This window comes from Burkholderia crassaminum, assembly GCF_964265005.1.
Taxonomy (GTDB): domain Bacteria; phylum Pseudomonadota; class Gammaproteobacteria; order Burkholderiales; family Burkholderiaceae; genus Burkholderia.
Genome location: NZ_OZ183800.1, coordinates 1249414 through 1274883 on the forward strand (window position 1 = coordinate 1249414; position 25470 = coordinate 1274883).

At 67.7% G+C, this 25470-nt stretch carries 22 protein-coding genes; 6 read left to right on the plus strand and 16 right to left on the minus strand.

All coding sequences use genetic code 11. The annotated features are described in order from the left end of the window. Positions 1–37 precede the first annotated feature (37 nt). The 4 genes from ACPTTF_RS22720 to ACPTTF_RS22735 form a co-directional block, all read right to left on the minus strand. Complete coding sequence (locus ACPTTF_RS22720; RefSeq protein ID WP_423368304.1) at positions 38–4879, minus strand: NAD-glutamate dehydrogenase; 4842 nt, start codon at positions 4877–4879, stop codon at positions 38–40. A gap of 195 nt (positions 4880–5074) precedes the next feature. Beyond that, entirely contained in the window at positions 5075–5263 is a 189-nt protein-coding gene (locus ACPTTF_RS22725) for a 4-oxalocrotonate tautomerase (protein ID WP_175957787.1), read from the minus strand. A 62-nt stretch (positions 5264–5325) separates the two neighbouring features. Then, entirely contained in the window at positions 5326–6102 is a 777-nt protein-coding gene (locus ACPTTF_RS22730; protein ID WP_423368305.1) for a class II aldolase/adducin family protein, read from the minus strand. Next, positions 6077–6970 (minus strand): urea transporter, encoded by an 894-nt coding sequence (locus ACPTTF_RS22735; RefSeq protein WP_423368306.1) that lies wholly within the window; start codon positions 6968–6970, stop codon positions 6077–6079. Before ACPTTF_RS22735 ends, ACPTTF_RS22730 begins: the two co-directional genes overlap by 26 nt. Before the next feature lie 255 nt (positions 6971–7225). Between ACPTTF_RS22735 and ACPTTF_RS22740 the strand changes: the two genes are divergently transcribed. Then, on the plus strand, positions 7226–7786 hold the full coding sequence (locus ACPTTF_RS22740; protein ID WP_423368307.1) for a putative glycolipid-binding domain-containing protein: 561 nt from the start codon (positions 7226–7228) through the stop codon (positions 7784–7786). On the opposite strand, the gene ACPTTF_RS22745 is transcribed toward ACPTTF_RS22740, so the two are convergent. The 6 genes from ACPTTF_RS22745 to ACPTTF_RS22770 form a co-directional block, all read right to left on the minus strand. Beyond that, positions 7741–8652, minus strand: a complete 912-nt coding sequence (locus tag ACPTTF_RS22745) for an alpha/beta fold hydrolase (RefSeq protein WP_423368308.1) — start codon at positions 8650–8652, stop codon at positions 7741–7743. The two genes, ACPTTF_RS22740 and ACPTTF_RS22745, sit on opposite strands and share 46 nt — an antisense overlap. A gap of 4 nt (positions 8653–8656) precedes the next feature. Further along, on the minus strand, positions 8657–9562 hold the full coding sequence (locus tag ACPTTF_RS22750) for a metal-dependent hydrolase (RefSeq protein ID WP_423368309.1): 906 nt from the start codon (positions 9560–9562) through the stop codon (positions 8657–8659). Next, the gene (locus tag ACPTTF_RS22755; protein WP_166951557.1) at positions 9559–10497 is read right to left on the minus strand and encodes an SDR family NAD(P)-dependent oxidoreductase; all 939 of its coding nucleotides are present in this window, start codon (positions 10495–10497) and stop codon (positions 9559–9561) included. The genes ACPTTF_RS22750 and ACPTTF_RS22755 overlap by 4 nt, the downstream gene beginning before the upstream one ends. Positions 10498–10518: 21 nt before the next feature. After that, on the minus strand, positions 10519–12132 hold the full coding sequence (locus ACPTTF_RS22760) for a flavin-containing monooxygenase (protein WP_423368310.1): 1614 nt from the start codon (positions 12130–12132) through the stop codon (positions 10519–10521). A gap of 246 nt (positions 12133–12378) precedes the next feature. Beyond that, positions 12379–13050 (minus strand): lysoplasmalogenase, encoded by a 672-nt coding sequence (locus tag ACPTTF_RS22765; protein ID WP_423368311.1) that lies wholly within the window; start codon positions 13048–13050, stop codon positions 12379–12381. Positions 13051–13118: 68 nt separating this feature from the next. Then, the gene (locus ACPTTF_RS22770) at positions 13119–13511 is read right to left on the minus strand and encodes a hypothetical protein (protein ID WP_423368312.1); all 393 of its coding nucleotides are present in this window, start codon (positions 13509–13511) and stop codon (positions 13119–13121) included. Between ACPTTF_RS22770 and speB the strand changes: the two genes are divergently transcribed. Continuing rightward, positions 13510–14478, plus strand: coding sequence for an agmatinase (gene speB, locus ACPTTF_RS22775; RefSeq protein ID WP_423368313.1), 969 nt, complete (start codon positions 13510–13512; stop codon positions 14476–14478). The genes ACPTTF_RS22770 and speB overlap by 2 nt on opposite strands. A gap of 393 nt (positions 14479–14871) precedes the next feature. On the opposite strand, the gene ACPTTF_RS22780 is transcribed toward speB, so the two are convergent. Beyond that, positions 14872–15564 (minus strand): NADPH-dependent F420 reductase, encoded by a 693-nt coding sequence (locus ACPTTF_RS22780; RefSeq protein ID WP_423368314.1) that lies wholly within the window; start codon positions 15562–15564, stop codon positions 14872–14874. A 91-nt stretch (positions 15565–15655) separates the two neighbouring features. Here ACPTTF_RS22780 and ACPTTF_RS22785 point away from each other — a divergent pair, with 91 nt between their 5' ends. Beyond that, entirely contained in the window at positions 15656–16585 is a 930-nt protein-coding gene (locus tag ACPTTF_RS22785) for a LysR substrate-binding domain-containing protein (protein WP_423368315.1), read from the plus strand. A 185-nt stretch (positions 16586–16770) separates the two neighbouring features. On the opposite strand, the gene ACPTTF_RS22790 is transcribed toward ACPTTF_RS22785, so the two are convergent. The 4 genes from ACPTTF_RS22790 to ACPTTF_RS22805 all read right to left on the minus strand — a co-directional run bounded on the left by ACPTTF_RS22790 (position 16771) and on the right by ACPTTF_RS22805 (position 20422). After that, complete coding sequence (locus tag ACPTTF_RS22790) at positions 16771–17760, minus strand: sulfonate ABC transporter substrate-binding protein (RefSeq protein ID WP_423368316.1); 990 nt, start codon at positions 17758–17760, stop codon at positions 16771–16773. Positions 17761–17883: 123 nt separating this feature from the next. Then, positions 17884–18723, minus strand: a complete 840-nt coding sequence (locus ACPTTF_RS22795) for a MerR family transcriptional regulator (protein WP_423368317.1) — start codon at positions 18721–18723, stop codon at positions 17884–17886. Between the two features lie 9 nt (positions 18724–18732). After that, entirely contained in the window at positions 18733–19305 is a 573-nt protein-coding gene (locus ACPTTF_RS22800) for a GNAT family N-acetyltransferase (protein ID WP_423368318.1), read from the minus strand. 97 nt (positions 19306–19402) lie between these two features. Further along, complete coding sequence (locus ACPTTF_RS22805) at positions 19403–20422, minus strand: AraC family transcriptional regulator (protein ID WP_166951581.1); 1020 nt, start codon at positions 20420–20422, stop codon at positions 19403–19405. 423 nt (positions 20423–20845) lie between these two features. Here ACPTTF_RS22805 and ACPTTF_RS22810 point away from each other — a divergent pair, with 423 nt between their 5' ends. Together ACPTTF_RS22810 and ACPTTF_RS22815 are read left to right on the plus strand one after the other, a co-directional pair. After that, positions 20846–22210, plus strand: coding sequence for an MFS transporter (locus ACPTTF_RS22810; protein ID WP_423368319.1), 1365 nt, complete (start codon positions 20846–20848; stop codon positions 22208–22210). A gap of 122 nt (positions 22211–22332) precedes the next feature. After that, complete coding sequence (locus ACPTTF_RS22815) at positions 22333–23427, plus strand: porin (RefSeq protein WP_423369858.1); 1095 nt, start codon at positions 22333–22335, stop codon at positions 23425–23427. A gap of 13 nt (positions 23428–23440) precedes the next feature. Here ACPTTF_RS22815 and ACPTTF_RS22820 read toward each other — a convergent pair whose 3' ends face one another. Then, positions 23441–24313 carry a LysR family transcriptional regulator gene (locus ACPTTF_RS22820; protein ID WP_423368320.1) on the minus strand — a complete coding sequence of 291 codons (873 nt, stop codon included), beginning with the start codon at positions 24311–24313 and terminating at the stop codon, positions 23441–23443. A 131-nt stretch (positions 24314–24444) separates the two neighbouring features. On the opposite strand from ACPTTF_RS22820, the gene ACPTTF_RS22825 reads away from it, so the two are divergent. Further along, on the plus strand, positions 24445–25443 hold the full coding sequence (locus tag ACPTTF_RS22825; RefSeq protein ID WP_423368321.1) for a quinone oxidoreductase family protein: 999 nt from the start codon (positions 24445–24447) through the stop codon (positions 25441–25443). Positions 25444–25470: the final 27 nt, after the last annotated feature.

A 25470-nucleotide genomic window follows, 5' to 3' on the forward strand; every position in this document is an offset into this window, starting at 1 on the left:
CCGCCGACGCTCATTCACCGGGCGCCCGCCAGCCCGGTCACGCGCGTTCGAGCACGGCCATTTCCCGCACGATCACGAGCAGCACCGCGAGGCTCGCGCCGCCCGACGCTCGCAAGTCCGCAAGCAAATGTTCGTAGCGCACGAGCGCGGCTTCGCGGCGCGCGCGCCATGTGCCGACGATCGTTTCCGGCGTGGTCGAATCCGGCGATTCCGCGAGCGCGCTCGTCGCGAGCGTGCGCTTGAGGCGCGCGACTTCCGCGAGCGCGGCCGCGCGCGCCAGCATGTCCCAGTGCGTCGGCGTCGGCAGTGTCGCCGCACGTTCGCTGATCCACCCGTAATTGAGCAGCGTACCGAGCGAGAAATAAACGCCCGCGACGAGTTCGAGGCTGCGGTTGCTGGTCGCGGCCACTTCGGCGATGTCGAGCAGCGCGGCCGAGATGTCGCCGCTCGCGACGCGCACCGCGAGCGCGCTGTCGACACCCGCTTCGACCAGCACGCGCTGCCGCTCGGACAGCGCTTCGAGATCGTCGGCCGGCAACAGCGACGGCAGTTGCGGCGCAAGCCGCTCGGCCGCGTCGCGGCAGCGCGCGATCAGCTCGGCGACGCCGCCGTCGGCCACCGCGCCGGATTGCAGATGCCGCAGGAACCACAGCGCCGCGCGCTCCAGCAGCCGCGCGACGTCGACGAACATGCGCGCCTGTATGTCGTCGGCGACGCGATTGTCGAGCGCATCGATGTCGCGCCACACCGCATCGAGGTCGAACACGTCGCGCGCCATGATGCATGCCCGCACGATGTCGCCGGGCTTCGCGTCGGTTTCCTCCATCAGCCGGTGCACGAACGCGGAGCCGACGCGGTTCACGAGCGCGTTGGTCAGATGCGTCGCGAGAATCTCGCGGCGCAGCGGATGGCGGCGCATCGGTTCGCTGAAGCGCTGCTGCAGCGGCTTGGGGAAGTAGTCGACGAGCATCGCGGCCACCAGCGGATCCTCGGGCACGTCGGATTCGAGCAGCGCGTCGTACAGCCACATCTTGCTGTAGGCGAGCAGCACCGCGCGTTCCGGCGACGTGAGGCCGAGCTTCGCGGCTTGCCGTTCGGCGACTTCGTCGTCGGTCGGCAGGAATTCGATCACGCGGTTCAGGCGGCCCGCGCGTTCGAGCCAGCGCATCAGGCGCGCCTCGGCATCGAGCAGTTCGACCGCATAGCGGCCGGCGATCGACAGCGCCTGCGTCTGGTAGTAGTTGTCGCGCAGCACGAGCAGCCCGACTTCGTCGGTCATCTCCGCGAGCAGGGCGTTGCGCTGCTTCTCGGTCATCTCGCCGTCGGACACGACCAGCCCGAGCAGGATCTTGATGTTGACTTCGTGATCCGAACAATCGACGCCGGCCGAGTTGTCGATCGCATCGGTGTTGATGCGGCCGCCGCGCTGCGCGAACTCGATCCGGCCGAACTGCGTGCAGCCGAGGTTGCCGCCTTCGCCGACGACCTTGCAACGCAGGTCCGCGCCGTTCACGCGCACCGCGTCGTTCGCGCGGTCGCCCACCTGCAGGTGGGATTCGCGCGCGGCCTTCACGTAGGTGCCGATGCCGCCGTTGTACAGCAGGTCGACCGGCGCCTGCAGGATTGCGCGGATCAGCTCGGCCGGTGGCAGCGCGTGCGCGTCGATGCCGAGCGCGGCCTGCACGGCCGGCGACAGCGGGATCGTCTTCGCGGTGCGCGGATAGACGCCGCCGCCCGACGAGATCGCGGCCGGATCGTAGTCGGCCCAGCTCGAGCGTTCGAGCGCGAACATGCGCTCGCGCTCCGCGAAGCTCACCGCGGGATCGGGGTTCGGGTCGAGGAACACGTGCCGGTGATCGAACGCGGCGACGAGCCGGATGTGCGGCGACAGCAGCATCCCGTTGCCGAACACGTCGCCCGACATGTCGCCGACGCCGACCACCGTGAAGTCGGTCGTCTGCGTATCGATGCCCATCTCGCGGAAGTGCCGCTTCACCGATTCCCACGCGCCGCGCGCGGTGATCGCCATCTTCTTGTGGTCGTAGCCGACCGAGCCGCCGGACGCGAACGCGTCGTCGAGCCAGAAGCCGTATTCGTGCGAGATCGCGTTCGCGTAGTCGGAGAAGGTGGCCGTGCCCTTGTCGGCGGCCACGACCAGGTACGGATCGTCGGGGTCGTGCCGCACCACGTCGGGCGGCGGCACGATCGCGTTGCCGGCCAGGTTGTCGGTCAGGTCGAGCAGGCCGCGCAGGAAGGTCTGGTAGCACGCGATGCCTTCGCGCATCCACGCTTCGCGATCGCTCGGCGGAGGCGGATTCTTCACGACGAAGCCGCCTTTCGAGCCGACCGGCACGATCACGACGTTCTTCACCATCTGCGCCTTCATCAGCCCGAGCACTTCGGTACGGAAATCCTCGCGGCGATCCGACCAGCGCAGGCCGCCGCGCGCGACCCTCCCGCCGCGCAGGTGCACGCCCTCGACACGCGGCGAATACACCCAGATCTCGAACATCGGCTTCGGTTCGGGCAGGCCGGGCACCTTGGCCGGATTGAACTTGAACGACAGGTACGGTTTCGATTCGCCGTTCGCGTCGAGCAGGAAGTAGTTCGTGCGCTCGGTCGCGTTGATCACGCCGAGGAACTGCCGCAGGATGCGGTCCTCGTCGAGGTTCGGCACCTGGTCGAGCGCGCTTTCGATCGCTTTCAGCAGCCGCTCGGCCTGCACGTCGCGCGTGTCGCCGGTGGCGGGGTCGAAGCGCAGCAGGAACAGCTCGACGAGCTGCCGTGCGATCGCCGGGTTGCCGGTCAGTGCGCGCTCGATATACGCGTCGCTGAAGGTCGAGCCGACTTGCCGCAGGTACTTCGCATACGCGCGCAGGATCGTCACTTCGCGCGCGCTCAGGTGGGCGCGCAGCACGAGGCGGTTGAAGTCGTCGTTCTCGATCCGGCCGCTCCAGATCTGGTCGAACGCATCCTCGAACAGGCCTTTCACGCGCTCGATGTCGAACTCGGTGTCGTCCGCGAGCTCGAGGCCGAAGTCGTGTACCCATGCATGCGCAGCGTCCTGCGTCTGGATCCGGTACGGCCGCTCCTCGTCCACGCGCACGCCCAGATGCTCGAGCATCGGCAGGCTGCGCGACAGCGCGATCGGGTCGCCCGCGCGATAGACCTTGAAGCGGAACGCACGCGCCTCGGCCTCGATCGGCCGGTACAGGTTCATCGCGAGCTGCCCCGAATCCTTCACGCGCTCGATCAGCTCGATGTCGCGCACGGCCGTGCGTGCCGGATAGTCGTCGCGATAGCCGGCCGGGAACGAATCGGCATAGCGCTGCAGCAGGCGGTTGCCTTGCTCTTCGCCGAATACGTCGAGCAGCGCGTCGGCGAGATCGTCCTGCCAGCGGCGCGTGACCTGCACGAGCCGCGTTTCGAGCTCGCGCGTGTCGACGTCGGGCATCGTGCCCGGTTCCGCGTGCACGACGAAATGAATGCGCGCGATCGCCGATTCCGACAGCAGCGGCGTGAACTCGACGTTCACGCCGTTGTACGCATCGACGAGCAGCTTCGCGATGCGCCGGCGCAGGTCGGTGTTGTACTTGTCGCGCGGCACGTACACGAGGCACGACACGAAGCGGTCGAAGCGGTCGCGGCGCACGAACAGGCGCGTGCGCTGATGCTCCTGCAGCCGCAGGACGCCGAGCGCGATGTCGTAGAGCTGGTCTTCGTCGGCCTGGAACAGCTCGTCGCGCGGATAGGTTTCGAGCACCGTCACGAGCGACTTGCCGAGATGCCCCTTCGGCAGGAAGCCTGCGCGCCGCACGATGTTCGCGCACTTGCGGCGCACGATCGGGATCTCGGCGCTCGACACCATGTAGGCGGTCGACGTATAGAGCCCGATGAAGCGGCGCTCGCCGGCGACCTTGCCGTCGGAGCCGACGAGTTTCACGCCGACGTAGTCGAGATAGCCGGGCCGGTGCACGGTCGCGCGCGAGTTCGCCTTGGTCAGGAAAATCGGCCAGGAGCCGGTGATGATGTCGGCGGCGGCCTGCGGCAGCGGCGTGACGTCGGGCGCGCCGGACGTGCGCAGCGATTCGCGCAGGATGCCGAAGCCGGTGCCCTCGATGCCGCGCAGCCCGAAGCCCGTGCCGTCGGACACGAGCGCGTAGTCGCGCTGGCCGAGGAACGTGAAGTGATCGGCGGCCATCCATTCGAGGAACGCGCGCGCCTCGATGTCTTCCGCGGTCGATTCGCGCGCCTTCATTTCCTTGATCGTCGCGCGGGCGATCTCGACGATCTTCGGCCAGTCTTCCACCGATGCGCGCACGTCGCCGAGCACATGCGCGATGTCGTTGCGCAAGGTGTTGAGCAGCGCGGCATCGCCGCAGCGATCGACTTCGAAATGGATGAACGACGCGAGCTGCGACTGGCCGTCGCCGGGCGTCGCGCCGCCCGCATTGACGCGCTCGATGCCGCCGTCGGTGCCGCGCCAGATGCGGAATACCGGGTGCAGTGCCGAATGCAGCGCGAGCCCGAGGCGGTTGACGGCCATCGTCACGGAATCGACGAGGAACGGCATGTCGTCGTTGACGATCTCGATGACCGTGTGGTCGGAATGCCAGCCGTGCTGTTCGAGGATCGGGTTGTACACGCGCAGCCGTTCGCTGCCGGGCACGAATTTCTGGGCGGTCTGCCAGTGCGCCATCGCGGCGCCGTAGAGATCGGCGATGCTGCGGCTTTGCAGATCGTCGGCATCGACGAAATCGTAGTAGTGACGCAGGAAGGGTTCGACGATCCGGAAGGTGGCTTCGGGCAGGCGCCCGCGCGCGAATTCGACGACGTCCGAGAGCAGGTGTGCGACGACTTCCTCGTTCTTCGCTTCCATGGCGGTCTCCTCGTCGGGTGGCCATCGGCTGCTGCGTCTGAGGCGCATTATATGCACCGATTGCGTGACAAAGCGATGTGCACGCGCACAACGGGAGGCGAAGGAGGAGGCCGCCTGCAGCGCCGCCGGGCGGGCGCCGCAGGAGATGAATCAGTGCGATGCAGGCGGGCGTTCAGGCATCGCCGGTCGTGACGCTCAGCGCTCGTCGCTCCACAGCTTCCCGGCCGTCGCCCAGTTCTCCTTCTTCACGTCGGTGAGAATGATGTCGACCGAGCCCGGCTCGCAGCCGAGCGTCTCGCACGTGACGCGCGTGATTGCTTCGACGAATGCGCGCTTCTGTTCGACGGTGCGGCCTTCGAACAGCTGGATATTGAAAGTCGGCATGACAAGTGCTCCGGTTGGGATTGAACGATTGGGTTGAATGCGGATGCAACGCGGATGCGGCGTCAGTCGCGATACGACGGATCGATCCGGTCGAGCCGGCGCAGCAGCGCCGGCCATTCCAGCTCACCTTCGATCGCGCCGCCGTCGCGCAGCTGTTCGGCGGTGCGGTCGGCCACGGCCGGATCGGGCAGCACGAGCGGCCCGCCGCCGGCCTGCGCGCGCACCTGGATGTCGCACGCCTTGATCAGCGTATCCATCAGCACATAGGCTTCGGCCACGGTGCGGCCGACCGTCAGTGTGCCGTGGTTGCGCAGCAGCATCGCGGATTTCGCGCCGAGGCTTGCGGTCAACCGCGTGCCTTCGGCCGGCGAGAACGCGAGCGCCTCGTAGTCGTGGTACGCGAGGTCGCCGTGAAAGCGCAGCGCGTGCTGCGACGCGGGCAGCAGCCCGTCGCGCTGGATCGATACGGCGATGCCGGCCGTATTGTGCAGATGCATCACGCAGACGGCGTCGGCGCGTGCGGCATGCACGGCCGCGTGCAGCGCGAAGCCCGTCACGTTGACCGCGTGCTCGCTGTCGCCGATCCGGTTGCCGGCGAGGTCGATCTTCACGAGGTTCGATGCGCGGACCTCGTCGAACGTCAGGCCGAACGGGTTGATCAGGAAGTGGCCGGGCTCGCCGGGCACGGTTGCGGAAAGGTGCGTGTAGATCAGGTCGTCCCAGCCGTTCAGCGCGACGAGCCGGTAGGCTGCGGCGAGATCGACGCGCATTTGGCGTTCGGCGTCCGAGATCGGGCCGCCGGGTTTCACGGCTTCAGGACGGTGTGCGAATGACGACATCGGGTTCTCCGAAGGTGAGGCGGCGTGCGACGGCTACGGTCACCCACGACGCAAGCGCGAACGGGGCCGTGAACACGGGGATGCCTGCGCGCATCGCGAGCCACTGGATCAGCGCGGCGAGTGCGGCGGCTGCAAGTGCGGCGCGCGGGCCGCGCGGCATCAGCGCCAGTGCGGCGAGCGCGCCGTTGAAGCCGAGCAGGCCGTCGGTGAACAGCGCGCCGTTCGCGCCGAGCGCGACCAGCAGCACGGTCGACACGATCGCGCCGCCGAGTGCGAATGCGGCCGCGCGGCGCGACGCGACGGCAAGGCCGGCCATGATCAGCGCGCCGGCCCACGCGCCTTGCGCAAAGGTGGTCTGCGCGACGCCAGACAGCAGCGCGTCGGTGACGGACCAAGGCGTCAGTGCCGCACCGGTCGTCGCATCGGTTGCGTGTTGCAGCGCGACAAACGGCAGCCACAGCGCGGTGACGACCAGGCACGGGCTCGAATACGGGCACTGGCGCCAGCGGGCGAGCGGCGTGCGCATCGCGCGCTGCACGAGTGCCGCACCGATCGCGGCCAGCGGCGCCAGCGCGACGGCGGCAAGCGAATCGGGCACGAACAGCACCGCGATCAGCGCGGCGAGCGCGCCGTTGAAGCCGTGCAGCCCCTGTTCGACGTCTTGGCGCTCGGCGCCCGTCAGCACGGCGGTCATGCTGGCGGCGGCCGAGCCGAGCAGCGCCGCGCACGCGAGCCGCAGGTCGGTCAGCGCCAGCGCGGCGAGCAGCAGCGCGCCGGTGAGCGCGTTCGCCTGCAGTACGATCTGACCGATGCCGCGCAGCAGAATGCGCAGGTCGATCGACGGCGAGGCGGAGCGGGCGGTAGGCATGATGGCGGCGGAACAGGACGAGCCGCGAGCATAGGACACAATCCGATGCACCGGAATAGGGAATTCTGGATAGTCAGGATTTGTCGGCGGTGCCCCGAAATGGGGAATGCGGACGGTCGGCCATGCTTGACGGGCGCCGCGTTGGCGTTTTCCGAGGCGAACGCTCCGTGGTGGCGAATTCGGGCATCCACTGGCGTTTTCGTCGGTGGATTCGTGCGACAGTGCCCCGCATCGGGGGCACCGGGAGGCGAAACGATGCGTGAAGTGCGATGGGCGTCGCTTGAAGGCGACGGGGTCGAACATCTTACGTTCGACCGGAGCGGCGATGGGATCGTCGTCGAAAGCGCGGTGGTCGGCCAGCGTTACGGCCGCGCGTATGGGCTCGCGTATCGCGTCGAGTGCGACGCGCGCTGGCGCGTCACGTATGCGGTGCTCAAGGTGATGGGTGGCGGCACGCTCGAGTTGCACGGCGACGGCGAAGGCCATTGGCGCGACGGCGCGGGCCGTGCGCTGCCGGAACTGGACGGCTGCATCGACATCGACATCGCGGCGACGCCGTTCACGAATTCGCTACCGATCGGCCGCCTGGGGCTCGCGCGCGGCGAGCGGCGGCCGATCGACGTCGCGTACATCTCGACGCCGGACCTGAAGGTCACGCCGGTCAAGCAGGCTTACGCGTGCATCGAGCCGGGCCGGCGTTACCGCTACGAAGGCATCTTCCGGAATTTCACCGCCGAGATGGACATCGACGACGACGGGCTCGTGATCGACTACGAGACGCTGTTCAGACGCCTGCCGGCGCCGACGGGCCGCTGAACCACCGCGTTCGCGACGGCTGGCCGCTCCTGCGCGGACGCGAAGCGGTCGATGCGCGACGCGATCATGTCCGGGTGGCGCAGCACGATCCAGTGCGTGCCATCGATTTCCTCGCGCACGTGGTCGCCGAGCCAGCGGTCGAGGTCGACCGACATCTCGGGCGTGACATAACGGTCGCGCACCGGCACGAGGATCTGCACCGGCGCCTGCGCATAGCGTTCGCGCGGCTTGCGCGCCCGCGCAAGGAAGTTCGCGCGGTAAAGCTGCAGGCCGTTCAGCGCGTTCTTCAGTTGCACGGGGTCGCGCTCGGCGCGCACGCGTTCGGTGATCTGCAGCCAGCGCGGCCACAGCGCCGCACCGCCGAGCCGCCACACCAGCGACGGCACGACCGGCAGGTGAAAGAACGCGATGTACCACGACTTCAGGCTCTGCTTGAGCCGCATCTTCGCGCGGAACACGTGATCGAGGCACGGGCCCGAGATCGACGTGTACGACGCGATCCGGCCGCGGAACGCGGGATCGGTCACGGCTTCCCAGCACTGGATCGAGCCCCAGTCGTGGCCGACGAGATGGAACGGCCGGCCGCCGCAGGTCGCATCGGCCACCGCCTTCAGGTCGCCGGCGAGCCGCTCGAGCGTGTAGTCGGCGCGGCGGCGCGGCGCATCGGACGCGCCGGCGCCGCGCACGTCGTACGCGATCACGCGGTAGCGCTTCGCGAGCCGCGCGCGGATCGGCGCCCACACGGCCGCCGAATCGGGGTAGCCGTGCACGAGGATCAGCGGCGGGGCGCGACGCGACCCGCTCACGTAGACGGCGAGTTTCACGTCGCCGGACTGGACGGTCAGCATCTCGTGGGCGCGCGCCATGGCGTCATGCCTGCACAACCGGGTGCAGCGGCACGCGGCGCGGGGCGGCTTGCGCGGCGTAGCGCGCGTTGGTCGCGTCGATGTTCTCGAGCAGCGTGTCGAGCCCCTGCAGGTACTGGTGGTTGTCGTGGTCCCACGGGTGGAAGCCGGGGCGGAAGTAGTCGAGCCATTCGCGCGCGATGCTCGGGAACACCCCGTGCTTCGGGCTGTACAGGTACTTCACGAGGCGCCACATGCCGCCGAACTTGCCGTGTTCGCGACGGTGCGCGCGCATCAGGCGCACGTGGAAGTCAAACACGATCGTCCAGAAGAACACGGTCGTCGTCAGCATCGTGCCCGTGCGCAGCAGGTAGCTGCCGAGGCCCGGCTTCATCACGGTGGTCCATACGTCGTACGACACGGCCTTGTGCTCGGTTTCCTCCATCGCATGCCACATCCACATCTGCTGGTAGCCTTCGACCGAGCCGTCGATCCGGTGTTCGTGGCCCGACAGCAACTGGTTCGCGAGGATCGCTGTGTAATGCTCGAGCGCGATCGTGATCGCGAGCTGCATCGAATGCGGCAGCGCCTTCTTGAACCAGCCGAGGATCGTCCACAGGCGTTTGTCGAGCTTGTGGGCGGGCAGGCCCGAGGACTGCAGCAGGTCGTTGTACTCGATGTGCTCGCGCGTATGCATCGCTTCCTGGCCAATGAAGCCGAGCACCTGTTTCTTCAGTTCGGGATCCTCGATCCGGTCGCGGTAGTTGCGCACCGAATCCATGAAGAAGCGTTCGCCGGCCGGGAACAGCAGCGACAGCGCATTCATGAAGTGCGTGACCGGCACGCCCTGCACGTGCCAGTCGCGCGCGCGTTCGGGGGGCAGCGCGAAACGGATGTCGCGCCGCACGGGCATCATGTTCGGGGTCGTCATGATTGTTCTCCTCCCTGATTGCCTGCATTGTTGTAGGTGGCGTGCAGCGGTGCGGGCGCCGGCGCCGGCGTGCCGCGGGCTGCGCGTCGAGCCTTCGCTGCCTCGCGGCGCGTCGCGAGCACGACGAGCGCCTGGTACGCGGACGGCAGCACGCGTGCCATCCAGTCGCCGGCCTTTGCGTCGCGGCCGATCAGCACGCGGCGCTTGTTTTTGCGCACGCCCGAGAGGATCGTGCGCGCGGCATCGTCGGCGGTCGTGATGAAGAACTTCTCGAACGTGTCGCGGCCTTGCTGCTCGCTCGCGACCATGAAGCCGACCATGTTCTTCGACACGCGGCTCGCCTGCGCGATGTTCGTGCGGATGCCGCCCGGATGCACGCAGGTCGCCGACACGCCGCACTTCATCATGTCGAGTTCCTGGCGCAGCGATTCGGTGAAGCCGCGCACCGCGAACTTGGTCGCGTTGTAGCCGCTCATGCCCGGTTGCGCGAAGATCCCGAACAGGCTCGACGTGTTGATCACGTGGCCGTCGCCCGATGCCTTCAGGTGCGGCAGGAATGCCTTCGTGCCGTGCACCACGCCCCAGAAATTGATGTTCACGATCCACTCGAGATCGCTGTATTCCATGCCTTCGATCGTGCTCGACAGCGCGACGCCCGCGTTGTTGAAGATCAGGTTGACCTTGCCGTGTTCCTTCGCGGTGTCGTCGGCCCACGCGAACATCGCATCGCGGTCGCCGACGTCGAGCACGCGCGTCGATACCCGCACGTTCGGCGCGATCGCGCGGACGATCCGTTCGGTTTCCGCGAGGCCCACGCCGTTCTTGTCGGCGAGCGATACCTGGCAGCCAGCCTGCGCGAGCTGGATCGCGAGCGAGCGGCCCATGCCCGAGCCGGCACCCGTGATCGCGGCGACCTTGTTGGCGAAATCTCTCATGTCGGTTGCTCCTTGTCTGGCTCAGGCCGCTTCGGCGGAAGTGGAGGCGGAAGTGGAGGCGGAAGTGGAGGCGGAAGCGGCAGCGGCCGGCGCGGCGGCGGGCCGCGCGGCCGTGTCATGTTGCGGCGCGCGATACGCGTGGTAATCGGCGATCGAGAAGTGCGCGGTCGCCTGGCGGAAGCGCCACGTGAAGCCCGGCCACAGCGTCGTGTTCTTGCCCGTGCGCGGATCGAGGTACCAGCTCTTGCAGCCGCCGGTCGACCAGATCGCCTTCTTGAGCCGGCCCTGCAGGTCGCTGTTGAACTGCGCCTCGACGAGCGGGCGCACCTCGATCGCATCCGCGCGCTCGCGGTGCATCGCCTTCAGCGCACCGAGGATGTACTCGATCTGCGACTCGATCATGAACACCATCGAGTTGTGGCCGAGGCCCGTGTTCGGGCCGACGATCATGAAGAAGTTCGGGTAGCCGGGCAGCGTCGAGCCGAGATACGCATGCGCGCCGTCGCGCCATGCGTCGACGATATCGAGCCCGCCGCGGCCGGCGATTGCACCGCGCGGAAACGGATCGGCCACCTGGAAGCCGGTGCCGTAGATCAGGCAGTCGACTTCATGGCGCTTGCCGTCGGTAGTCACGACCGCGTCGGCTTCGATGTGGTCGATGCCGGTCGTGATCACGTCGACGTTCTTGCGCGACAGCGCCGGATAGTAGTCGTTCGAGATCAGCACGCGCTTGCAGCCGAGCGTGTAGTCCGGCGTGACGGTCTTGCGCAGCTCCGGATCGGGAATCTGCTTGCGGATGTGGCGCAGCGCGAGCTTCTGCACGTTCTTCATCAGCGACGGATGGATCGCGAAGCCGAGCACGCGCGATTCGAGCATCCAGTAGATGCCGCTGCGCACCGCCTTCTGCGTGAACGGCAGCGTGCGGAACAGCCACTTCTCGAGCCCGGTCAGGTTGCGGTCGGGCTTCGGCATGATCCACGGCGGCGTGCGCTGGAACAGCGCGAGTTCCTTCACGCGCGGCGCGATCTGCGGCACGAACTGGATCGCGCTCGCGCCGGTGCCGATCACCGCGACGCGCTTGCCTTCGAGCGCGTAGTCATGATCCCAGTGCTGCGAATGGAACGCGCGGCCCTTGAAGTTCTCGACGCCGGGAATCGACGGCAGCGCGGCGCGCGACAGGCCGCCCATCCCCGACACCAGCACGCGTGCCGACAGCCGCTTGCCGTTCGCGAACGTGAGGCGCCAGCGTTGCGCGGCCTCGTCGTACTCGGCGCGTTGCAGTTCGTGGTTCAGGCGCAGGTGCGGGCCGACGCCGAAGCGCTGCACGCAGTCTTCCAGATAGGCGCGGATCTCCGGCTGCGGCGCGAACATGCGCGTCCAGCGCGGGTTCGGCGCGAACGAGAACGAATAGACGTGCGATTGCACGTCGCATGCACACCCGGGGTAATGATTGTCGCGCCACGTGCCGCCGACCGACGCGGCCTTCTCGAGGACGACGAAGTCGGTCACGCCTGTTTGCCGCAGGCGGATCGCCATGCCGATGCCGGCGAAGCCGGTGCCGATGATGGCGATGTCGATGGTTTCGTCCTGGCCGTCGTGGCCGGGTGGACCGAAAGGCAACGTGCGAGCATTCATCCGGGTGTCTCCGATTTGGCTCATTTTCGAATGTTACATTGTTTGATGTAACGATAGTGGGTGAACCCGGAAATCGCAAGAGGCTAGAAGCGGCGCTCTAAGGGCCGGAAACCAGACGGGAAAAGGCTGAGCGGGGTTTGGAACGGGCCGGTTTCCGTATTGCGGGATGCGCGGAAAAGGCCGTCGACAGGGCGAGAGAGGGCGCAGACGAGACCGCCGGCGCGCGGCGGTCTGTTTGAAACAGTATCAGGGACGGATCGTTCGGGCGGCTGTCTCATGGAAAACCCCGGCCACGATCGTGACCTGTGCGAGCGCGTAGAGGCCCCAGATCAGGTAATCGATGCCCGGAAAACCGCCGAGAAAGCGGCCGACTCCGATCAGCGTGTCGGAGCCGACGAAGATCAGGCTGCCGATGGCCACCAGCGGGCCGCGCGTGCGGGCGGCGAGCGCGAAGCTCGCCATCACGCACAGCACGAGCATGTAGACGGCGACGGGTGCCAGCAGCTCGCCGAGGTGCGGGAAGAACGCTATGTAGAAAGCAGGGGCGGCGATCCACAGCCCGACGAGCGCGACGATGCGCCAGCCGTGCGGCCGTGCGCGCCAGCGCATGAAGATCGCGCAATAGCACAGGTGCGTAAGCAGGAACGCGCCGAGGCCCAGCACGAACGACAGCGGCCAGTCGGGCAGCGCGAGCAGCACGTCGCCGAGCACGGCGGTCGCGAGCGCCGCGCACAGCCACGCGCGTTCGCGCGGCGCGCCACACGTGCTGCCCGCCGCGAGCAGCAGGATCCCCATCGCGGCTTTCGCAGCGGCCTGGCCGGGATAGGGCGCGACGGCGAGCGAGAGCCCGTACAGCAGCGCGGCGGCGACGGCGAGCGGCCAGAGCCGGCGGTAGGTGGCGGGAAGCGTGGCGATCAAGGCGGGTGTCTCCGGTTTGTTGTTGTCTGCGGTGGACGGCGCACGGTCGTGGGCGCGGCTGTCGGCCATTATCCGGAAGAAAGGACGTGGGAAAACCGGCGAATCCTTCTAGGGCGCGGCCAACGATGGTACGCGCAGGCGATTGCGCTGCGACTGCGACGAGCCGGCGCCGTCGGGCGCACGATGGGCGAACGCCGTCGCCCGGTTTCTTCGATGCGTTGCCCCGGCTGAACCGGGGCAACGACATCAATTCGGCTTGTTATGATCGCCGCGGTATTGCCGTTGCCGTTGCCGTTGCCGTTGCCGTTGTCGTTGTCGTTGTCGTTGCAGTTGTCGTTGTCCCGCTCGGCCGCGCGACAGGATGCGCAAGCCGATGCGTGCCCGATGAATCCATGCCGTGCTTCCTTGCGCTGACGCAGCGCGGGGTAAGGCCGGCCCCCACGAAAAAATGGTCCGACCATGACCGAACTTCTCCACGGCGACGGTGCGATCCGTCGCACGACGCCGTACGGCTCCTCGATCGAAAACACCTATGCGGGCGTGCTGTCTTTCATGCGCCGCAACTATTCGCGCGCGCTCGACGGCGTCGACGTCGCGATCTCCGGCGTGCCGCTCGACCTTGCAACGACCTATCGCTCCGGCGCGCGGCTCGGCCCGGCCGCGATTCGCGCGGCGAGCGTGCAGCTCGCGGAGCTTCATCCGTATCCGTGGGGTTTCAACCCGTTCGACGATCTCGCGGCCGTCGACTACGGCGACTGCTGGTTCGACGCGCACAACCCGCTGTCGATCAAGCCCGCGATCGTCGAGCATGCGCGCACGATCCTGCGCTCGGGCGCGAAGATGCTGACGCTCGGCGGCGATCACTACATCACGTATCCGCTGCTGGTCGCGCACGCGGAGCGCTACGGCAAGCCGCTGTCGCTGATCCATTTCGACGCGCACTGCGATACGTGGGCCGACGACGATCCGGACAGCCTCAATCACGGGACGATGTTCTACAAGGCCGTGAAGGAAGGGCTGATCGACCCGGCGACGTCGGTGCAGGTCGGCATCCGCACGTGGAACGATGACTTTCTCGGGATCGAGCGGCTCGATGCCGCGTGGGTGCACGACCACGGTGCGCGCGCGGCGGTCGAGCGGATCGTCGAGATCGTCGGTGCGCGGCCCGCGTACCTGACGTTCGACATCGACTGCCTCGATCCGGCGTTTGCGCCCGGGACGGGGACGCCGGTCGCGGGCGGGTTGTCGTCCGCGCAGGCGCTGGCGATCGTGCGCGGGCTCGGGGCGGTGAATCTGGTCGGCGCGGATGTGGTCGAGGTCGCGCCGGCTTACGATCACGCGGATATAACGGCGATCGCCGCGGCGCATGTCGCTTGCGATTTGCTGTGCTTGTGGCGGCAGAAGAAGGTGGCGGGGGCGTTGAAGTAAACGGGGGCGCGTGGTCATGCAATGCAAAAGGGCCGGCGGGTAATTTGCCCGCCGGCCTTTTTACATGCGTTTTGCGTGGCTTCCCGCGGTGCCGGTAAAAGAGTGACTCGCGGAATACCGTGATTGGCGCTCTCCGACCGAGGCTGTGTGAAAACGCAAAACCAGCCGGTTTCGGGGGGCCGCCTCACCCCTCCCAGGTTGCTACCAAGCCAATACAGTGCGATCTGAAGGGCCGAATTTTCGAATGGAGCATTCGGCCAGCGTTTTCACACAGCCTCGACCCGTAGCAGTCTTGCGCGAAGCCGGAACAGGGGCGCCCGTTTGCGCACCCGTGCGGCCGCCGGCAGAAAACACCCGGGATCTTGCGCAAAGGCGCGGCGCCCCCCTCGGTGGCTAGCCGAATTTGACGAGATTCAGCACCGGCAATGGGCCGCCCGGGATTTGCACGAGGCGCCCGCCGCTTTCGAGAGAACCCAGGTCGATGCCGAAGAAACCGAGCCGCCCGATAAGTCCGCTCACAACCGATTTCGCGTGCTCGTCGTCTCCCGCGAAGAACAGCACGCGGTGTCCGCCCTCGGCCTGCGGATCGTCGGAAATGAAGTGCGCCGGCAGATGATTGAACGCCTTCACGACGCGTGCGCCCGGCACGAGGTCCGCGAATACCGCGCTCGACGTCCGGCCATGCAATTCGGCGGGTTCGAACCGCGGCGCCTCGATCGGGTTGTTCGCGTCGATCACGATGCGTCCGCCGAAATCCGGCAACCCGGAGAGGGCGGATGGCAGCTTCGCCCAGTTCACCGCGACGACGACGATGTCCTGCGCAGCCGCTTGCTCCCGGGTTCCCGGCGTGATCGACGGGCCGAGTTCGCGTGCGAGGTCCGCGAGCGAATCCGGGCCCCGGCTGTTCGCGATGATGGCTTCGATGCCTTTGCCCGCCAGCGCTTTCGCGAACGCGGACCCGATGGCGCCTGCTCCGATGATACCGATGGTGTTCATGACGATGCTCCTGGTGAAAGGGGATGAATCAAGTGATAACGCCGATGCCTGTGTCGACGAGGGGAGGAACAACTGACGTTCGCTCTCCAAGATCAGGTGAGCGAATGTTGCTGCCGTTATTGCTTGACGATTAGTGGGTAATTGTTTGAATTATTTTCAAGCAATGCTTTAAGATTCACGCATGGAAACGCTCGCCAACCTCGAATCGTTCGTGCGCAGCGCCGAAACGGGCAGCTTCTCCGCGGCCGCGCGGCGTCTTGCGCTGACACCCGCAGCGGTCAGTCGCAACGTTGCGCTGCTGGAACGCAATCTCGGCGTGCGGCTGTTCCAGCGCTCGACGCGCAAGCTCACGCTGACCGAAGCGGGTGCGCGTTTTCTCGTGGAAATTGGCGGCAATCTGGACGCGCTGCAGGCTGCGATCGCGTCCGTCTCGACCGATCGCAGCGAGCCGGCTGGCGCGCTGAAAGTCAGCATGGCGCCGACGTTCGGCATGACGTACGTGATGCCGCTGCTGCCGGCGTTCCTCGCTCGCTATCCGATGGTTCGCCCGGATTGGTACTTCGAGAACCGGCAGGTCGACCTGATTGCGGAGGGATACGACGCGGCGCTCGGTGGCGGATTCGATCTCGCACCGGGCGTCGTGTCTCGCCCGCTGGCGCCTGCGCATCTCGTGGCGGTCGCGTCTCCGGCCTACATGGCCGGCCGCCCACCGCCCACCGATCCTGGAGATCTGGCGGCGCTCGGCGGCATCGTGATGCGTTCGAGCCGCACCGGCCGCGTGCGTCACCGGACGATGCGCGGCCCGGCAGGCGTTGAAATGCCAGCGCTGCTCGGCGAGACCATCGTGGTCAACGACCCGGCGGCAATGCGTGAAGCGGCAGTGCTTGGGCTGGGCGTCGCGCTGCTGTCCGTGTCGGACGTACTGTCGTCAATCGAACGGGGCGAACTCGTTCGATTGCTGCCGCGCTGGTACGTGGACGCCGGCGCGATTTCGATCTATTACGCGACGCGAACGCTGCTGCCGGCGAAAACACGCGTGTTTGTCGACTTCGTTGTCGAAGCATTCGACCGGGAGCGGCTGGCCGAAAGGTTTGCGGGAGGTGCCGCATGAGTCGAATGCCGGCAAGTCGATGCGCCTCGACTGCTGCAACGTGATGGCCGGGAACGGTTGCTCGTGGCCGAACGCCGACGGTTCGGCCCGCGCTTCACGAACATTTCAGACGAACCAAAAAAGGCCGACGGGCAGGGTGCCCGTCGGCCTTTCTCGAATGAGTGCGCACTGCGCTGCGTCGTGCGTTACTTCGCCGCCAACGCCGTCGCCACCCGCTTGTCGCTCCAGGCATTATCAGCAACGCTCAGCTTCTGCGGAATCAGCTTAGCCCCGTAAAACGCATCGGCAACGCCCTGCTGAACCGCGACGATTTTCTCGTCGACCGGCACCGCGCCGAACGGCACGCGCTTGATCCACGTCTCGACGAGCGCAAGCGGCAGCCCGACTTTCGGCGCGATCAGCGCGGCGGTTTCGGCCGAATGCCCGTTGACCCATAGTCCCGTCTCCCGCGCCTGCTTCAGGATCGCGCCGACCACGTCGCCATGCTGCTCCGCGAAGTCCCGTGTCGCCTCGTAGAAGTTGTTCGCAGGCGTGAGGCCCGTGTAGTCGGAGAGCGTGCGGATCTTCAGCGAATGCTGCGCGGCCGCGTAATACGGATCCCAGACGGCCCACGCGTCGACATTGCCGCTTTCGAACGCGGCGCGCGCGTCGGCGGGCGGCAGGTACACGGGGCGGATCTCGTCGTAGCGCACGCCGGCCTTCTTCAGCGCCACCAGCAGCAGGTAGTTCGCGCTCGAACCTTTCTGCAGCGCGACCTTCTTGCCGCGCAGCTCGGCGAGCGAGCGGATCGGCGAATCGGCCTTCACGAATACGGCTTCGTTGTGCGGCGACGGCGGTTCCGCGCCGACGTACACGAAGCGCACGCCCGCTGCCTGCGCGAACACCGGCGGCGGTGCGCCCGTATAGCCGAAGTCGATGCTGTTCGCGTTCAGCGCTTCGAGCAGTTGCGGGCCGGCCGGGAATTCGAACCACTGGACGTTGTAGCCAAGCGGCTTGAGCCGCGCTTCGAGTGAGCCTTGCGCCTTGATGATCGACAGCAGGCCGGCCTTTTGATAGCCGATGCGCACGACCTTGCCGGTGTCGCCCTGCGCGAAGGCCGACGTGGCGGAAAGCGTGACGAGCGCAACGAGCGTGACGGCGGCGGTGCGGGTGATCCAGCGGGTGAAACCAATCATCGAACGGACTCCATGCGAAACGTCTTCGGGCGAGCGGCGGTGCCGCTCGGTTGGAAGAATCGTCGCATGAGCGATCACGCCCGCAAACGAAGCATTGCCGATAAGAATATGACGGCGGCGGCCCTATGCTTTGTCGCCGTCGCTTTGCTCATCGGGCGTACCGGACTGGCGCGCCGCTTCGTCGCTGAGCTTCTTGTCGAGGATCGTCGCGACGCGGCCGCCGAGATACGCGCTCGCCGCGGTTTCCAGCGCACGGTTCGTCTCGCCTTCGACGAACACGGCCGCGAGCGGGCGCAGGCGCCAGATCGCGTCGACCAGTTCGGGCACGTCGGTGGCCGGCGGCAGCGTGCCGGCGTCGTAGCGGTCGAGCCGTTTCACGACGAGATCGACGAGCAGCCGCGCGATCGCGTCGAAGTGCGGCCGCGCGAGGCTGATCACGTCGAGCAGTTCGCGCGGCGGGATGCCTTCCTTCGTCATCGCGGCCGCCGCCTCGAGCAGCGCGGGGCTCTTCGCGACGAATGACAGGCCGCGCCGTTCGAGCAGCCCGAGCTCGGTCACGCGCGAAAGCTGTGTGGTGGCCTGCGGGCCGAACATCTGTGCGAGCGCGGCGAGCGAATAGGTCTTCGGCAGTTCATGCGACCAGCGGCCGCCGATCGCGTTTTCGAGGCCGAGGATCGAGCGCAGGTCGTGGCCTTCGTCGATCGCCTTGATCAGGTCCTGGATGTTCGACAGCGTATAGCCGCGCGCGAGCAGGTGGTTGATCAGCTTCAGGCGCGCGACGTGCGTGTCGTCGTAGATGCCGACGCGCCCGCGCTTCTCGGGCGGCGCGAGCAAACCGCGATCCTGGTACGCGCGGACGTTGCGCACGGTCGTGTCGGACACGCGCGCCAGTTCGTCGACCGTGTACTCGTTGCGGGAATCCGCCGCGGCCTCGTCAGGGGTGGAATGAGTCTGTTTTGACATGCGGTCATTCTAGCGCGACGCGGCAGGCTCAGGCGAGGCGGGGAGCGTGTGTGCGCCGTCGCCGAGCGGGCGCTGCAGCAGCGCCGTGTCGATCCAGCGGCCGTGCTTGAAGCCGACCGCCTTCAGCGTGCCGGCCGGCGCGAAGCCGAACGCGCGATGCAGCGACGTCGAACCGCCCGTGCCGCCGTCGGCGATGACCGCGATCATCTGCCGCCACGGGCCGGCCTCGCAGCGCGCGATCAGCGCCGCGAGCAGTGCGCGGCCGATCCCGCGCCCGCGCTGCGCATCGTCGATGTAGATCGAATCCTCGATCGTGAAGCGGTACGCGCTGCGCGTGCGGTAAGGCGTCGCGTAGGCGTAGCCGGCCACGCGGCCGTCGCATTCGGCGACGAGATACGGCAGCCCGTGGCCCAGTACCGCGTCGCGGCGCGCGCGCAGCTCGGCGGCGTCGGGCGGTGTTTCCTCGAACGACGCGACGCCGTGGCGGACGTGGTGCGCATAGATCGCGTGGATAGCGGCGAGATCGGCGTCGGTCGAATCACGGACGATGCAGGCGGCGGGCGTGGCTGGCGTGGCGGACATGGTGACGGGGCGGCAGGGCGGGGTGCGGGCAAACCATGACTATGCGGGCGATTGCGTGACGCGTAAAGCGGCGGCCGCGCGTCCGGCGCCGCGGCGTTCAGTTCGGCGCGCGCTTCTTTTGCGTGTCGCGCGGCAACTCGTCGAAGCGGGCGAAGTAGTAGGCGGAAAAGCGGCCGAGGTGCCCGAAGCCGAACGTCAGCGCCGTATCGGTGATGCTGGCCACCGGGTCGGTCAGCAGCTGTACGCGCGCGGCATCCAGCCGGATGTTGCGCAGCAGCTCCATCGGGGTCGCGCCGTGATAGCGGCGACACAGCACGTTCAGCGTCCGCAGGCTGACGCCGGCCGCGCGGGCGAGATCCTCGAGCGAGATCGGCGCGCAGAGCCGCGCGTGGATGAATTCGTGCAGCGCGTCCATCTGCCGGATGCCGCCGCGCGATCCGGCTTGCGCGGGTGCGCCGCGCGCTTGCAGCGCCGGGCCGGCATGCACGGCAGCGGGCGACGGCGGGCAATGCACGAGCAGGAACAGCGCAAGGCTTCGTTCGAAATGGTCGCGCCATTCGGCCCGGATGCCGCCGTCGTCGGCAACGGCGAGCACGTTGAGCAGCGACTGCGCGATCAGATCCCATTGCGACGCAAGCGCCGTCGGCAACAGGAAGCCTGGCGCGAGGCCGGGCGCCGCGTCGTCGGGCGGGCGGCCGCGGACCGAGTGCATCAGCGAATCGGGCACCTTGACGATCAGTTGCCGGGTGCCGGATCGCCAGCGGAGGCGGACGCGCGACGTCGGCGCCAGCACGGCGGTGCGCCCTTCGGACACGCCCATCACGTGCCCGTCGCACTCGATTTCGGCGCCGCCCGCGAGGGACGTGTGGACCAGCGAAAAGCCGTCGAACGGGCGCGGGGCGACCTCGACTTCGGCGCCGTACTGCAGCGCGTAGACGCTCAGGTGATTCAGTTGCCCCTTGAAAAGCGCTGCGTCGGGTACGCCCTGCTTCCAGCGCAGCGCATGCTCGGCCAGTTCCAGCGAGACCTGCTCGTGCGCATCCGCGCGCAGGCCGGATCGGAACACGCAATTCCGATACAGCGCGGACAGCACGTCCGCATTCGGGGTGAGGGGCATGGGGCGTCTCCTGCGTGGCGATTTTCGTGCAGCACATCAGCTGGCCGCGGATGCGCGTCGTGCCACATCGGTTTCTCTTGTGAGCGAGATATCCTGAAAGGATGATATTGATCTTTGTCAGGCTTGTCGAAAGTTTCGCAAGAATCGGATAGTTCCATCCCCGCCGGGAAAAAATCCGGATAGCGCGCGGCGTGCGGCACGTGAAAACGGATCGAATTCGCGAGCCGCCTGCAAATTCCGGATAGTGGAAATCATTGTGGCTTCCTACACTGCGCCGGCAGCCGGACGAACCGCGGCGCATTTCACGGTAATGATTCGTACAACTACTAAATTGATGGGTTGATCGATCGTATTAGTTCGAACTCGCGTCATGCGACGGCTACCGCCGGGCCCGAATCCCCTCTGGAAAAGGAAGGAAGCTCCATGCGTCAAATCAACCTGCAGGCGCTCTCGGACGAGGCGCGGCTGGGCAAGCTGCACGGCGTCGTGCTGTTCTGGTGCGCGCTGATCATCGTGTTCGACGGTTACGACCTGGCCGTGGCCGGCATCGCGCTGCCGGCGATCATGAACGAGATGGGCGTCAACCCCGCGCAGGCCGGTTTCATGGTCAGCTCGGCCTTGTTCGGCATGATGTTCGGCAACATCGTGTTCGGGACCGTCGCCGAGCGGATCGGGCGCCGCTGGGCCATCGCGGCCTGCCTGACGCTGTTCAGCGTCTTTACCGCAGCGGCCGGGCTGGCGCCGACGCCCGCATTGTTCGGTGCGGCCCGCTTCGTTGCGGGCATCGGCATCGGCGGCGTGATGCCGAACGTGATCGCCCACATGACCGAGTACGCGCCGCGCCGCGTGCGCAGCACGCTGGTGACGCTGATGTTCAGCGGCTATTCGGTCGGCGGCATGCTGGCGGCCGTGATGGGCAGGGGGATGATCGAGGCGTACGGATGGCAGTCCGTGTTCGTTGCCGCGGGTGCGCCGGTGCTGCTCGTTCCGCTGCTCGTGAAATGGATGCCGGAATCGCTGCCGTTCCTGATCCGGCGCGGCAGGACCGACGAGCTCGCACGGATCGCACGCCGGCTCGATCCCGCATACCAGTATCAACCGGGCGACGGTTATGTCGTTCCGCGCGACGACAAGGCGGGCGGCGCGCCGGTCCGCCAGCTGTTCGACGACGGTCGCGGATTCAGCACGGTCATGTTCTGGATCGCGTGCTTCATGTGCCTGTTCATGGTGTATGCGCTCAGCTCGTGGCTGACCCGGCTGATGGCGAGCGCCGGCTACAGCCTCGGCTCCGCGTTGACGTTCGTGCTGGTGCTGAATGCCGGCGCGATGGTAGGCGCAATCGGCGGCGGCTGGTTGGCCGATCGCTTTCCGATCAAGACAGTGCTCGTGTCGATGTATCTGCTCGCCGCGGTGTCGATCACGCTGCTCGGCTACAAGATGCCGACCGCGCTGCTGTTCGTGCTGGTCGGCCTCGCCGGCGCGTCGACGATCGGCACGCAGATCGTCAACTGCGCGTATGCGGGGCAGTTCTACCCGATGGCGATCCGCTCGACCGGCATCGGCTGGACCTTGGGCGTGGGCCGCAGCGGCGCGATCCTGGCGCCGATCGTCATCGGTTTGCTGGTGGGTATCGATCTGCCGCTGGAGCAGAACTTCATGGCGATCGGATTGCCCGCGCTGGCGGCGGCCTTCGCGGTCGGCCTGATCGATCATCGGCGCTCGGCGTCGCATCACGGGCTTGCGGCTTCGGCCGGCGAACCGCAGGCGTCGCCCGCCCGGCAGTCCTGAATGGCACACCGGCGCGGCGCCGGCGCGCGGCCGCCGGTCTGTCGTGCGCGGCAACGCAGCGTCCTTCGTCTTTTGGGAGAAATTCAGTCATGCATATCGATTCGAAGGCAGTGAAGGCGATGATGAAGGGGAGCATGCCCGTGTGGGCGCTGGCGGCGGCATCGTCGATCGCGCATGCGCAAGGCGGCGTGACGCTGTACGGCATCGTCGATACCGGCATTTCGTATTACAACCATGCGGGGAAGGGCGGATCGGTGGTGGGCATGCCGCATCTGACCGGCGAATTGCCGTCGCGGTGGGGCGTGAAGGGTACGGAAGACCTGGGTGGCGGCAACCGGGCGTTTTTCGTGCTGGAGAACGGCTTCCAGCCAGGCACCGGTCGGCTCAATTACGGCGGGCGACTGTTCGGCCGACAGGCGAACGTGGGGCTGAGCAGCCAGTACGGAACGCTTACGCTCGGCAGGCAGATGAACATGACGGCCTATGCGCTTGCCAACGCCGACGTGATCGGGCCGTCCATTCATTCGCCGAGCAGCTTCGACGCGTATCTGCCGAATGCGCGCAGCGACAACGCGATCGGCTACCTGGGGAAGTTCCGCGGGCTCACGATCGGCGGCACGTACAGCTTCGGCCGCGATGCTGCCGGGCCGGCCGGGCCTTCGGCCACCGGTTGCGCGGGGCAGGTGCCGGGCAATCCGCTCGCGTGCCGGCAATATACGGCCCTGGTCGCTTACGACGCGACGCGCTTCGGCGTCGCGGTGTCCTACGACGTGAAGCGCGGCGGGGCGGGCGCATCGGCGCCGCTCGACAGCAGCGCCCATACGAGCACGCACGGCGTCGTCGACGGATACGCGGTGATGGGGCGCGCGAAGCTCGGCGCGGGATGGATCCGGAACAACGTTGCGGCGGCCGTCCATTTGCAGACCGACATTTTCTTCGCGGGCGCTACGTATACGCTGACCCCGGCGGTGTCGTTCGACGCGCAAGGCTCGCGTTATCTGCAACGCGGGCCTGCGCATAACGCGAACGCGAATGCGAACGCGACGCTGCTGGTCGGGCGCGCCAACCATCAGCTTTCCAAGCGGACGCGCGTCTACACGTCGGTCGGCTACATGCTGAACAGTGCCACGGCCGCCAAGGCGGTCGCCGCCGGCGGCACGGTCGACACGGGCCGGAACCAGCTGGGGATCATGGCCGGGCTGCAGCAGCGGTTTTGACAAGGCCGGGGCGTCAGAGCCGGCCGTCCGCCGCGCGAACCGCGTCGGCGATCGCATCCGCGACGCGCTGCACGCGCGGCGACCGGCGCACGTCCGGGTGGACGACGAGCCAGATTTCTCGCTCGATGTCGCAGCGGGGCGCGGCCGTCAGCTCGACGAGCGGCGCACCGGCGTGCGCCGCCGGATCGTCGACGAGAAACCTGGGCAGCAGCGCGACACCGGCGCCCGCCGCGCACGCGCGATGTTGCGCGGCCAGGTCGTTGGTGACGAACGCGAAACGGCGTCCGGCGGCGAAACGTTCGAGCCATTGCTGCTGCGGCGTTTGCGCGAGCGCGTCGTCGTAGCCGACGAACGCCCAGGTGTCGGGCGGCGCGTCGGCCCATTCCGGCGCGGCGCATAGTGCGAAACGCATCGTGCCGAGCCGGCGCACGGCGAGCCCCGGTTCGCTCGGGCGCGACAACCGCACCGCGAGATCGGCTTCGCGCGCGTACAGGTTCGCCGCATGCATCTCGCCCATCAGGTCGATCCGTAGCGCCGGCCACGCGCGCTGCGCGCGGGCGAGCCGTGGCGCGAGGAAATGGCTGGCGAACACCGGCGACGCCGATACGCGTACCACGCCGTCGAGTGCCGCGGCACCCTGGGCGGCGCGCGCGAATGCATGCGCGTCGGCTTCGAGGCGGCTCGCGTGCTCGGCGAGGTGCAGCCCTTCTTCGGTCGGCGGCCAGCCACGCGGCAGCCGGTCGAACAGCCGGATGCCGAGCGCGGACTCCAGCGCGTCGATGCGCCGCGCGACCGTCGAATGCTGTACCTGCAGCGCCCGCGCGGCGGCCGACAGGCTGCCGCCGCGCATCACCGCGAGAAAGTAGCGGACGTCGTCCCAGCTCATCGGCGGCGCGGACGCGGGTATGGGTTCTTGGTCGGTCGAATTTTGCACAGTAGATGGGCGATAACCGGGAATTCCGTTCGATTATGCACGATGGGATGATCGTGTCACTTCATCCGATTACGAGGAACGATATGACCCAGACCACCACCGCCATCCGGATCGGGATCGACCGCTACGGCGACGCCGGCGTGCTGCGCCGCGTCGATGCACCCGTCGCGCCGCCCGGTGCCGGCGAAGTGCGGATTCGCCAGACCGCGATCGGCGTGAATTTCGTCGACATCTATTTCAGGACGGGCGCGCATGCATTGCCCGCGCTGCCGGACGCGCTCGGTGTCGAGGCGGCCGGCGTGATCGACGCGGTCGGGCCGGGCGTGACGGATCTCGTCCCTGGCCAGCGCGTTGCGTATGCGGGCATGCCGACCGGCAGCTACGCAAGCCTGCGCACGATGCCGGCCGAGCGCGTGCTGCCGATCCCCGACGGCTTGAGCGATGACGCAGCGGCCGCCGGGCTGCTTAAAGGGATCACCGTCTACATGCTGCTGCATCGCGTCCGGCAGGTTGGGGCCGGCGACACGGTGCTCGTGCATGCGGCGGCCGGCGGCGTCGGGCTGCTGGCGACGCAGTGGGCGCGTGCGCTCGGCGCGCGGGTGATCGGCACGGTCGGGTCGGCCGCGAAGGCCGCGCTCGTGCGCACGCATGGCGCCGAGGCGGTCGTCGATTATCGCGAGGAGGATTTTGTCGCGGCGGCACGCGCGTTCGGCGGCGGCGCCGGTGTCGATTACGCGATCGACGGGATCGGCGGCGACGTGCTGATGCGCACGCTCGGTGCGATCCGCCCGTTCGGGATGGTCGCGAGCATCGGGCAGGTGGCCGCGATCGGTGCGCGGCAGACGTTCGATCTCGACGAACTGGGGCCGGCGCGGTCGATCGCGCTTGCACGGCCGAGCGTGCTCGGCTTCATCGCGCGCGACGTTGACGGGTATCGGAAGGCTGCGCGTGCGACGCTCGACCGGCTGGCGAGCGGGATGCACGTGGAGATCGGCGCGCGGCTACCGCTCGAACAGGCGGCCGATGCGCACCGGCTGCTGGAGTCGCGCGCGACGACGGGCGGGGTCGTGCTGCTGCCGTAACGGCGGGTGGTTGCGCATCGCGATGCG